Source organism: Paraburkholderia phenoliruptrix (genome assembly GCF_019511605.1).
Taxonomy (GTDB): domain Bacteria; phylum Pseudomonadota; class Gammaproteobacteria; order Burkholderiales; family Burkholderiaceae; genus Paraburkholderia; species Paraburkholderia phenoliruptrix_A.
Genome location: NZ_JAEUAV010000018.1, coordinates 74,650 through 86,529, shown reverse-complemented (window position 1 = coordinate 86,529; position 11,880 = coordinate 74,650). Strand labels below are relative to the sequence as shown.

Sequence of the window (11,880 nt, the reverse complement as noted above, 5' to 3'; positions counted from 1 at the left end):
CCATTCGGTTTTCGATGCGGGGCCGCTCACACGCCGTTTGCGCATGAACGCCGCGACCTACGCAGCCGGCGACGCGTCGCCGGCCGGCGGATGCTCGCCCGGCTCCGGTGGCAACGCCGTCAAAAGCCGTGACCCGTGCCGCGCGCCGGCCTTCCAACCCGCTTGCCAGTCGGCCTCGCCGACCGGTTGCGCGGCGAGTATCACGAGGCCATGCGCGGCTACTTCGAGGTCCGTCGCGGCGAGCCGGTGCGGCGCGCTGGCAGTATCAGCAGTGTCTAACAGCACGTGCCATTCCAGGTGCGGCGCGGGGGGCGTAAAACGCAGCGTTTCCGCGCTCGCATTGAGCATCATCAACAATACTTCCGTTTCGCCGTTCACACCCGGTCCCGCGCGACGCAACGTGAACGCGCGGCCCTCCGGGTCCTCCCACGCCTCGATTGTCAGCGGATCGCCGTTCTCGTCGAACCAGCCAATGTCGAAAAGGCCCGGCAATACTTCACGGTCGCCAAACAGAAAGCGTGTTTCGCGCAGCAGCGGATGCTGTTTGCGCAGCGCAGCCACCCGTGCCACGAAGTCTGTCATCTCGCGGCCGTCCGGAGATTCGGCTCTTTCCCAGTCGAGCCAGGATATTTCGTTATCCTGGCAGTACGCATTGTTGTTGCCGTCTTGCGTGCGCAACGATTCGTCGCCGGCGAGCATCATCGGCGTGCCGAGCGCGATGAACAGCGTCGCGATCATCGAGCGCGCCACGCGTCGGCGCGTTTCCAGAATCGCGGCGTCGTCGGTCGGCCCTTCGACGCCCCAGTTGCTGCTGCAGTTTTCGTTGTGGCCGTCGCGGTTGCCTTCGCGGTTGGCCTCGTTGTGCTTGTGCTCGTAGGCGGTAATGTCGGCGAGCGTAAAACCGTCATGTGAGGCGACGAAATTGATCGACGCCCACGGCTTGCGAAAGCGCCGGTTGAACAGGTCGGCGGAACCGGTCAGGCGCGCGGCGAGGTCGGGGCGCAGACCCGCGTCGCCACGCCAGAACCGCCGCACGGTATCGCGGAAGCGGTCATTCCATTCGCCAAAACCCGGTGGATGATTGCCAAGCTGATAGCCGCCCGGACCAATGTCCCATGGCTCGGAAATCAGCTTGCGTTGCGACAGGATCGGGTCCTGGCGCAGCGCGTCGAAAAACCCGGAGCCCGGGTCGAAGCCATGCGGCTCGCGCCCGAGCGTCACGCCAAGGTCGAAACGAAAGCCGTCTATGTTGAACGCGGTCGACCAGTAGCGCAGCGAATCCATGACCATTTGCAGCACGCGAGGATGCAGCACGTTCACCGTATTGCCGCAGCCGGTGTCGTTGATGTGATGCCGCTCGTCGCCGGGAATCAGGCGGTAATAGCTCGCGTTGTCGAGGCCGCGCCACGAGACGGTTGGGCCCATTTCGTTGCCTTCGCAAGTGTGGTTGTAGACCACGTCCAGAATCACTTCGATGCCGGCCGCGTGCAACTGGCGCACGGCAATGCGCATTTCGTCGAGCCGGTGCGTGCTCAGATACGACGGCTCCGGCGCGAAGAACGCCGCGGTGTTGTAGCCCCAGTAGTTGCGCAGGCCGCGCTCCACGAGAAAGCGGTCGTTGAGAAACGCGTGGACCGGCAGCAGTTCGACGGCCGTCACGCCGAGCTTCAGCAGGTGCTCGATAAATTCCGGCGAAGCCAGCGCCGCAAACGTGCCGCGCTCATGCTGGCGCAGGTCGCTGCGCAGCATCGAGGCGCCGCGCACATGCGTTTCGTAGATGACGGTTTCGCCCCACGGCACGTTCGGGCGCTTGTCGTGCGACCAGTCGAACGCTTCGTCGATCACGACGCATTTCGGCATGGCAGGCGCGGAATCGCGCCGGTCGATGGAAAGGTCCGCGCGATTCGAATGCACGCGGTAGCCGAACAATGCATCGGACCAGCGGAAGTGCCCGACGAGCTTGCGCGCGTACGGATCGAGCAGCAGTTTGTGCGGATTGAAGCGATGCCCCTGCTGAGGCTGATACGGCCCGTGAGCGCGAAAGCCGTAAGCGGTGCCCGGATGCGCGTTGGGCAGATAGCCGTGCCAGACCTCGTCGGTGCATTCGGGCAGCGGGTAGCGCTTGATCTCCTTGCGGCCCGTGGGATCGAACAGGCATAGCTCGATTTTCTGCGCGTTCGCGGAGAACACCGCAAAGTTGACACCAAGGCCGTCCCAACTGGCGCCAAGCGGATAGGGCGAGCCGGGCAGAAGCCGGTCCGGCATTGCATGCGACATGGTTCCCCTTCCTTGTTCTGTTCTGGTGAAGCGCTAATGCCTGTTCATGCAACGAGCGCGCGGCCCCGTCGTGATGCGGGCCGCGCGCTCGCTTGCGGCGTGGGCGTCAGTCGGCCTTCAGTTGGCCTTCAGTTGGCCTTCAGTTGGCCTTCAGTTGGCCTCAATCGGCCCTCAGCACGATTGTCGCGAGCGGCGGCAGGGTCAGGGACGCCGAATGCGGCCAGCCGTGGCTCGGCATTGCGTCGGTATGAATCACGCCGCCGTTGCCCATGTTCGAGCCGCCATACACGCCTGCATCCGTGTTGAGTACCTCCGACCAGCGTCCTTCGCGCGGCATGCCGATGCGATAGCCGACGCGCGGCACCGGCGTCATGTTGCAGACCACGACAAGTTCGCGGCCCGCGCCGTCGGTGCGGCGATACGCGAAGACGCTGTTGGCGTTGTCGTCGCCGATCAGCCAGTCAAAGCCGCCTGGTTCGCTGTCGAGCAGATGCAGCGCGGGCTCCTCGTGGTACAGACGGTTCAGATCGCGCACCAGCAATTGCACGCCGTGATGATGGGCATCGTCGAGCAGATGCCAGTGCGGCGACGTGTCGTGATCGAACTCCGCGAGCTGGCCGAATTCCCCGCCCATGAACAGCAGTTTCTTGCCGGGGTGGGTCCACATGAAGCCGAAATACGCGCGCAGATTCGCAAACTTCTGCCAGGTGTCGCCGGGCATTTTGCCAAGCAGCGAGCCCTTGCCGTGCACCACTTCGTCGTGCGAAAGGGGCAGCACGAAGCGCTCCGAATACGCGTACACCATTCCGAACGTCATGTTGTGGTGATGGTACTGGCGGTACACCGGATCTTCGTGCATGTAGTGCAGCGTGTCGTGCATCCAGCCCATGTTCCACTTGAAATGGAAGCCGAGCCCGCCGTCTTCCACGCGCGCCGTCACGCCGGGCCAGGCGGTCGATTCCTCGGCGATGGTGATTGCGCCCGGCGCGCCGGGCACATAACCGACTTCGTGATTCAGGCGCTTGAGGAACGCGATCGACTCGAGGTTCTCGCGCCCGCCATAGATGTTCGGCACCCACTCGCCGGCGGCGCGCGAATAGTCGCGATAGAGCATGGACGCCACGGCGTCCACGCGCAGGCCGTCAACGTGATAGCGCTTGAGCCATGCAAGCCCCGACGCGATCAGGAACGCACTCACCTCGTTGCGGCCGAGGTTGTAGATCATCGTGTTCCAGTCCTGGTGGTAGCCCTCGCGCGGATCGGCATGCTCGTAAAGCGGTGTGCCGTCGAACTGCACGAGGCCGTGCGCGTCGTTCGGAAAGTGCGCGGGCACCCAGTCGAGAATCACGCCTAGCCCGGCCTCGTGCGCCTTGTTCACGAACAGCGCGAACTGCTCCGGCTTGCCAAAGCGCGCCGACGGCGCGAATTGCCCGAGCGGCTGATAGCCCCACGATCCGCCAAACGGATGCTCCGCGACCGGCATGAACTCGACATGCGTGAAGCCCATGGTCTTCGCATATGGAATCAGGCGCTCGGCGAGCTCCGCCCAGTCGAGACCGCGTTGACCTTCTTCAGCGATGCGCAGCCACGACTCCGCATGTACCTCGTAGATTGAAATCGGAGAGCGCGGCGTCTGCTTCGCCCCGCGTGACTGAATCCATTCGTGATCGGTCCACGGAAACTGCTCGATCTCGTCGACATGCGCGACCACCGACGCCGTGCCTGGCGGCTTTTCGGTTTGCATCGCGCAAGGATCGGCCTTCAACGGCAGCGGATGCCCCTCGCGCGCAAGCAGTTCGTACTTGTAGCGCGTGCCCGGCCCGACTCGCGGCACGAACAGTTCCCACACGCCCGCCTGGTGGCGCAAACGCATCGGATGACGGCGCCCGTCCCACGCATTGAAGTCGCCCACCACCGAGACGCGCCGTGCATTGGGCGCCCACACCGCAAAGCGCACGCCGGGCACGCCGTCGACTTCCATGGGACGCGAGCCGAGACATTCGAGCACCGCATACGGATCGCCGTTCGCAAGACGGCCGAGCGGTTCGTCGCCGAGAACGGGGCCGAACGAGTAGGTGTCCTCGATTTCCTGCACCACGCCATGCCAGTCGATGCGCAACCGGTACGGCGCGGCAGAACTCACGCGCCCCGCAAAGAGCCCGGGGCGCAACTGCTGAAGCTCGCCGAGCAGCGCGCCGTCGGCGCGCGCAATCACGCTGACGTGCGCGGCATTCGGCAACAGCGCGCGCACGACCGGACCGGCGTCCGTGTGATGCATGCCGAGTTGCGAGAAAGGATCGGGATGGCGCGCCTCGACGAGCGCGTCTATCTCGAGCGGCTGAAGGCCCGCGGCCGGATCGTGTTCACTCATAGTCGCCCTCGGCCGGATGAGGCGGGGTGGCGGCGTCTGGCGCCTGGGTTGACGAATCATGCGCAGCATGCGGCGCGCCGGTATCGCCGAGCAGCCGGCTTGCGAGCGCCGCGAGGCCGCGCACCGGCAAGCTCAGCCACGTCGGGCGGTTGGCTGCCTCGTAGCGGATTTCATACGCGGCCTTCTCGATCAGGAACAGATCGAGCAGCGCCTGTTCCGCCTCGGGTGCAACGAGCGGAGTCGGCGCTTCGGCGGTGGCCGCGCGGTATTCCCTCAGGAACGTGTCGGTGGCGTGCGCGCGGAAACGGTCGAACAACACGCGCTTGCGATCCGCCGTCTGTTGCGGCGCCGCTTCCGTCGTGGACTGCGCCGCGGCGCTCGCATAGGACAGCGAGCGCATCAGGCCCGCCACATCGCGCAGCGGGCTGGATTTCTGCCGACGCTCTTCGAGCGAACGCGCGGGCTCGCCTTCGAAGTCGATCAGATACGCGTCGCCCTGTGCAACCAGCACCTGGCCCAAGTGGAAGTCGCCGTGAATGCGGATGCGCAGCGCCTGGACGTCGGGGGCAACGAGTTGGTTCACCGCTTCCACGAGCGCGGCGCGCCGGTCGATCAGACTTTGCGCGAGCGCCTTCGTGTCGGCATCGAGCAGCTGTTCGACGCGTGGCGCGAGCAGATCGAGCGCGCTTGCGAGCATCGACTGCGTGCCGTCCACCCATGCCTTCACCTGTTCCGCGCTCGCGGGCTCCGGTGAGAACGCGGGGTCGTCGGTCGGCGAGGAGAGCGCGACATGCAATTCGCCAAGCCGCCTGCCGATGATGCCGGCCAACGCAGAGTAGCCTTCCAGCAGAATCGCCTCGTTGTCGCGATCCGGCGGGGCGGTGGCTTCCGTGTCGACGGTGATTGCCAGTTCGTCGACCGAGCGGCGCAGATAATCGAGCGACCAGTTCCATGCATCGCCCTGGTTGTCGACGAAGCCTTGCAGGATCGCGAGCGTGTGCGGCACGCCTTCCGGGTCCACGCGCACCACTTCGCCGAACAGCGGAGCCGTGTTGGCATAGCCGAGTTGCGTCAGGTAGCGGCTGATTTCCGCTTCCGGATGAATGCCGCTCACAAGACGCCGCACGAGCTTGAGCACCGCTGCATCCGCGACGATCAGCGAACTGTTGCTTTGCTCGGCCGCGAGCCAGCGCACTTCCGGGCGCTCGCCGAGGTTGTCCAGTTCCGCGAAACGGTCGGTTGGAATAAAGCGGATCTCGCTCTTCTGCACGGTGGGCACGACTGCGCGTTCACGCAGTTTGCGCAGCACGCCGTGCGCGAAGATCGGCAGTGCGAACGCGTCGGTCAGATGCCCGACATTGCGGCCTCGCCGTACGCGTGCGAGCGCAAGCTGGAGAAAGAGCGGGGTGGTCGTCTCGCCGCCCCAGGTAATCGCAATCGGCACCACGTAGCGTTCGGTGTGATCGCCGACGTCTGCTTCGATCTCGGTGAACGCGAAGCCGCCGTTGGGGATCGTGGTCAACGCGGCGAGCCGCACGGCGTGCATCTTCTGATCCTTCGACGCAAACCAGCGGCGCCGGCTCAGCCACGAAGGCAGCACTTCGGATTCGAGCAGCCGCACGTTTTCCGGCGTCGGTCCGGCCTGGCCTTCACGAATCACGATGGTGACGAACTCGGGCAATGGCTCGGGATGCGCCTGTGCCCACGTCGGACGCTGACCGCCTTCGCACAGAAGGAACCACAGGAAGCCATACGGCGGGAACGTCAGCAGATACGTCAATTGACCGATGGCGGGGAATACCGAATCGGCGGTCATTTCAATCGGCACCGCGCCGTTGAATTCGGACAGGTCGAGCTCCACCGCCTGCGGCGCGCGCGACAGATTGGCCACGCACAGAATGGGCGGCTCGCCGGGCATCTCGCGCAGATACGCGAGAATCTTGCGGTTTTCCGGTTTCAGGAAACGGATGGTGCCGCGCCCGAAGGTTTGTTTCGCGCGGCGCGTGGCCAGCATGCGCCGGGTCCAGTTGAGCAGCGAATGCGGATCGCGGCTCTGCGCTTCGACGTTGACCGCGTCGAATCCGTAAAGCGATCCCATGACCGGCGGCAGCACCAGTTGCTCAGGATCGGCGCGCGAGAAACCACCGTTTCTATCCGACGACCACTGCATTGGCGTGCGCACGCCGTCGCGGTCGCCCAGGTGAATGTTGTCGCCCATGCCGAGTTCGTCGCCGTAATAGATCACGGGCGTGCCCGGCATCGACAGCAGCAGCGAATTGATCAACTCGATACGGCGGCGGTCGCGCTCCATGAGCGGCGCGAGACGACGGCGAATGCCGAGATTCAGGCGCGCGCGGCGGTCGCTCGCGTAGGTGTTCCACAAGTAATCGCGCTCGGAGTCCGTGACCATTTCGAGCGTGAGCTCGTCGTGGTTGCGCAGGAAGATCGCCCATTGATTCGACGCCGCCAGGTCCGGCGTTTGCCGCATGATGTCGGTAATCGGAAAGCGGTCCTCGCTTGCAATCGACATGTAGATGCGCGGCATCAGCGGAAAGTGAAATGCCATGTGGCATTCGTCTTCGTCGCCGAAGTATTCCTTCACGTCTTCCGGCCACTGGTTCGCCTCGGCGAGCAGCATGCGGTTCGGGTACTCGGCGTCGATGGTCGCGCGGATCTTCTTCAGGATGGCGTGCGTTTCCGGCAGATTTTCGTTGTTGGTGCCTTCGCGTTCGACCAGATACGGCACCGCGTCGAGCCGCAGCCCGTCAATGCCCATGTCGAGCCAGAAGCGCATGATTTGCAGCACTTCGCGCAGCACCGCGGGATTGTCGAAGTTCAGGTCGGGCTGGTGCGAATAGAAGCGGTGCCAGTAGTACGCGCCCGCCACCGGATCGTGCGTCCAGTTCGACGGCTCGGAGTCGATAAAGATAATGCGCGTTTCCGGGTACTTCTGATCCGTGTCGGACCACACATAGAAGTTGCGGTGATTGGACCCGGGCTTTGCGCGGCGCGCGCGCTGGAACCACGGGTGTTGATCCGACGTGTGGTTGATCACCAGTTCGGTAATCACGCGAATGCCGCGCGCGTGCGCTTCCTGAATGAAGCGTTTGACGTCGGAAAGCTGACCGTAGTCCGGGTGCACGTTGCGGTAGTCGGCAATGTCGTAGCCGTCGTCGCGGCGCGGCGACGGATAGAACGGCAGCAGCCAGATCGCGTTCACGCCGAGTTCGGCAATGTAGTCGAGCTTCGCGATGAGGCCGGGAAAGTCGCCTACGCCGTCGTTATTCGCATCGAAGAACGACTTGATGTGCACCTGATAGATGATCGCGTCTTTGTACCAGAGCGGATCGTCGGCGAGCGCCGTGGGCTTGCCGCGCCGCTTCGTGCGCGGCTTCGCCGTGTTGCCGGGGGCGTTGCCCACCGGCGCTTGCGTCGTGGTCTGGGAGGGATCGTCACGCTTCATATCGCACCTTCCGTCGGGGTAGGGTTGCCAGCGTCTGCGTGAAGGGCGCTGGTCGAATCGCTGTCGGCTTCGTCGGGGCGCTCGGCGGGCAGGCCGCCGAGCGGCGCAATGCGCCAGATCGAAAACGGCTGGCCCGGCCCGAGCCGCACATGCTGCCAGCGGCCGTGCCAGTCAAAACGCGCGCCGGTCATCTGGTCGGTGACTTCGAGTACGCCGTGATCGTGCAGACTCCATTTCTGGAAGGTCTCCCACGACAACTCGATATCCGCGCCTTGCTCGTTGAACGGGTCGAGATTGACGGCGACCAGAATCACGTTGTCGCGCGCTTCGGTCGCCTTCTCGAAGAACAGAATGTTCTCGTTGTGTGCAGGCAGGAACGTGAGACCGAGGTGCGTTTGCAGCGCGGGATTCGCGCGGCGAATGCGATTCAACGCGGTGATCTCGGCCATGATGTTGCCGGGCCGGTTCCAGTCCCACGCGCGCAACTGATACTTCTCGGAGTCGAGGTATTCCTCGCTGTTCGGCAACGCCGCAGCCTCGCAAAGCTCGAAGCCGCTATACACGCCCCACAGGCCGGCGAGCGTGGAAGCGAGCGCCGCGCGAATCAGAAAGCCGGTACGTCCCTGCGATTGCAGATGGCGCGGATTGATGTCCGGCGTATTCACGAAGAAGTTCGGCCGGTAGAAATCGCGTGCGCCGGTCTGCGTGAGGTCGGTCAGATACTCGATGAAATCGCGCTTCGACTCGCGCCACGTGAAGTATGTGTACGACTGCGAGAAGCCGATCTTGCCGAGTCGGTTCATCATGCGCGGCCGGGTGAATGCCTCGGCAAGGAAGATGGTGTCCGGATAGCGCGAGCGCACGTCGTTGATCATCCACTCCCAGAACGGCAAAGGCTTCGTGTGCGGATTGTCGACGCGGAAGATATGCACGCCCGCCTCGATCCAGAACAGGATCACGTCGCGCAACGCGAGCCACAAGTCGGGCTTTGCGTCGTGCGCGTAGAAGTCAGGGTTGACGATGTCCTGGTACTTCTTGGGCGGGTTTTCCGCGTAACGCAAGGTGCCGTCGGGGCGCCAGGCGAACCATGTCGGATGCTCCTTCAACCACGGATGATCCGGCGAACATTGAATTGCGAAGTCCAGCGCGATTTCAAGGCCGTGCGCATGCGCGGCGGCGAGCATCGCCTTGAAGTCATCGAGCGTGCCCAGTTGCGGATGCACGGCCGTATGGCCGCCTTCGGCCGCGCCGATCGCATACGGGCTGCCGACGTCGCCGGGCTGCGCATTGAGCGTGTTGTTGCGCCCCTTGCGATTGCTCAGGCCGATCGGATGAATCGGCGGAAAGTACAGCACGTCGAAGCCCATGTCGCGAATGCGCGGCAGCTTCCTGGTGACGTCGGCGAAGGTGCCGTGGCGCGATTCGTCGTCGCTCATGGAACGCGGGAAGATCTCGTACCAACTCGCAAAACGCGCGGCAGTGCGTTCGGCGTCAATCTTGTAGGTCACCGGATCGCGGCTCAGGAACGGACGATGTCGCGCGGCGGTCATCGCCTTCGCGGTGGCCGGGTCGAGCAGCAGCTTGAGCCTGGCTTGGTCGTCGTCGGCCTTCTTGAACTGCGTGACGATGTGTTCGAGCGGCTCTTTGTCCGCGCCTTCCGCTGTTTCCACTTCGGCGAGCACGAGCGCGAACAGGTGCGCGGCTTCGTCGAGTTCGATCTCGACTGTCTGCCCGGCCTTCAGCTTCTTCTCGACGTGCTCGACGAGCGAAGCAAAGTCGTCGCGCCAGGCGATCACCGTGAACTCGTGACGGCCCATGCGTTCGAGCGGAATGCGCGCCTTCCAGATGTCGAGGCCGGCCGGTTGTGCCGGGCTCATCAGTACTTCGTGCCAGGTGTTCTCGTCCGCGGCGCGCCACAGCACCGCGGCTGCAATCTTGTCGTGACCCTCGGCGAAAATCGCGGCGCTGATCTCCGCGCGTTCGCCGACGCTGCGCTTAGCGGCGAAGCGGCCGTTGTCCACGGAAGGCATGACGCTTTCAATCGCGACGCGCGGCGCGTTGATCGCTTCGAGCACTGTCTTGCGGCCGCTGCGCTTGCTGTTCGCTTTGTCGATGGGCGGTGCGAGACAAATCGGCTTTTCCGTGACGGCCTGGAAGAGACGCACGGCGCCGGGGGCGAGCGTGAACGGTTCCAATGCCGCGGGCGACGCACCGCCGCGTGCGTCGAGCGGAATGAAGCGCGTGAAATTGCCGGGCACGCCGGCAAGAAAGCGCGCCGGATCCACACGAACCGCCGCACTGAGTTCGGGATTGATGGCGATCAGCACCGCCTGGCCGGCGTCCCGCATGTCGGGTTGGTCGGCGCGCAGCAGCACAGCGGCCGGCGCACCTGGCCCGCTCAACGGACGCAGCTCGCCGTTCACCTGCAGCGCCTTCGTGTGGCGCGCGAGGTCGTTGGCGAGGGAGATGGATTGCGACAGGTCGAAGCGCTTCGCCTGGCAAGCGAGCGCGAATTGCGACGCGTCGCCTCGCGTTTGCGACATGGGTTCGCTCACGCCGTATTCGAAACCCATCGGCATCATCCAGCCGGTGCCGACGGCGGCCGCCGTGAACAGTGCGCGCCGATAAGCGCGCTCAACCACGCTCGCATCATGCGGGTCGCTCAACTCGGCGGCGAGCCGCGTACCGTACGGCGCTTCGGGAAATGCAATCGGTCCGCCTATGCGCGCGAGCGCGGCGTGCTCTTCGACCATCCAGCTTGCGCGATAGTCCCACCAGCGCACCGACGAGAACACGCTGTCGAAGCCCGCGCCTTCGAGCCCGGACAGATCGCCGCGCGCGAGGCCAGGCGTTGCGGCGAGAAAGCGCACGTCGGGATGAGCAGCGCGCACGGCGTCGCGCAACTGCCGCCAGACTTCTGCGGGCACACGATGCGGCGAATCGAAACGGAAGCCGCCAATGCCGGCCTCGGCGAGCGCGAGAAGCTGGCGCGTCCACCAGTCGGCGAGCGCGGCACACGTACCCGCATCGGTGAAGTTCGCGTAAGCGACGTTGTCCTCGCGATGGACATGACGCGGGTCGAGACGTGCCTCTTCCCGCTCCAGCGGATGAAACCAGTCTGCGTGTTCGGCGTAGAGCGCACCGTCGGCGGCGACGCGGTCGATCACCAGATCGGCCAACAAGGTCAGGCCATGTCGACGCGCCTCGTCCGCGAGTGTGCGGATTGCGTCGCCGCCGGAACCTTGCGCTTCGAACGCCGGGTGCAGGCGCGCGTGGTTGCCGACGACCTGGCCGTGGCTTGCCCGGCCTGGCTCGAAAAGGCTGCCGATCAGCGCGTGATCGAAGCCGAGCGCGGCCGCGTGAGCGAACTGCGCAGGCCACGCGTCAAGCGGACCGACCAGAGGTGAATGAAAAAAATAGATCCGCGGCGCGTACCCGTTTGGAGGTTCCATCGGTCGTTTCCAGATTTGTCCTGCTGCGGTGTGGATGCAATTGGCATGCGATCACAGCGCTCATTGGGCTTCCAGAGCCGGCTGCCGCGCGATCCGTAGACTGACGGCGCGTACTTGGTCAATGTAGTGCAAAGATCGTCACGCCGCTGGCCAGTTACGGGTGCCTCGCCGCCAGGCGTCGCGGCACGAGCCGGTCAGAACGTTTGCGGAAGTCAGCAAAGGCTGTGCCCGTGAGGCGGGCGCGGCGGCGCTCGGAGCAGCGAGTGTTCTCAAGGAAGCGTTGTGGCGCGCGGCGGCGTGGGCAGCCGCTGGAGGGC

4 protein-coding genes are annotated in these 11,880 nt (G+C 64.7%); all 4 read right to left on the bottom strand.

All coding sequences use genetic code 11. The features are described 5' to 3' along the window. Positions 1–57 precede the first annotated feature (57 nt). Complete coding sequence (gene glgX, locus JNB89_RS21320; protein WP_220363516.1) at positions 58–2,277, bottom strand: glycogen debranching protein GlgX; 2,220 nt, start codon at positions 2,275–2,277, stop codon at positions 58–60. A 160-nt stretch (positions 2,278–2,437) separates the two neighbouring features. Next, complete coding sequence (gene glgB, locus JNB89_RS21315) at positions 2,438–4,648, bottom strand: 1,4-alpha-glucan branching protein GlgB (RefSeq protein ID WP_220363515.1); 2,211 nt, start codon at positions 4,646–4,648, stop codon at positions 2,438–2,440. Beyond that, entirely contained in the window at positions 4,641–8,111 is a 3,471-nt protein-coding gene (gene treS, locus JNB89_RS21310; RefSeq protein ID WP_220363514.1) for a maltose alpha-D-glucosyltransferase, read from the bottom strand. The genes glgB and treS overlap by 8 nt, the downstream gene beginning before the upstream one ends. Beyond that, on the bottom strand, positions 8,108–11,563 hold the full coding sequence (locus JNB89_RS21305; RefSeq protein ID WP_220363513.1) for a maltotransferase domain-containing protein: 3,456 nt from the start codon (positions 11,561–11,563) through the stop codon (positions 8,108–8,110). The genes treS and JNB89_RS21305 overlap by 4 nt, the downstream gene beginning before the upstream one ends. Between the last annotated feature and the right edge of the window lie 317 nt (positions 11,564–11,880).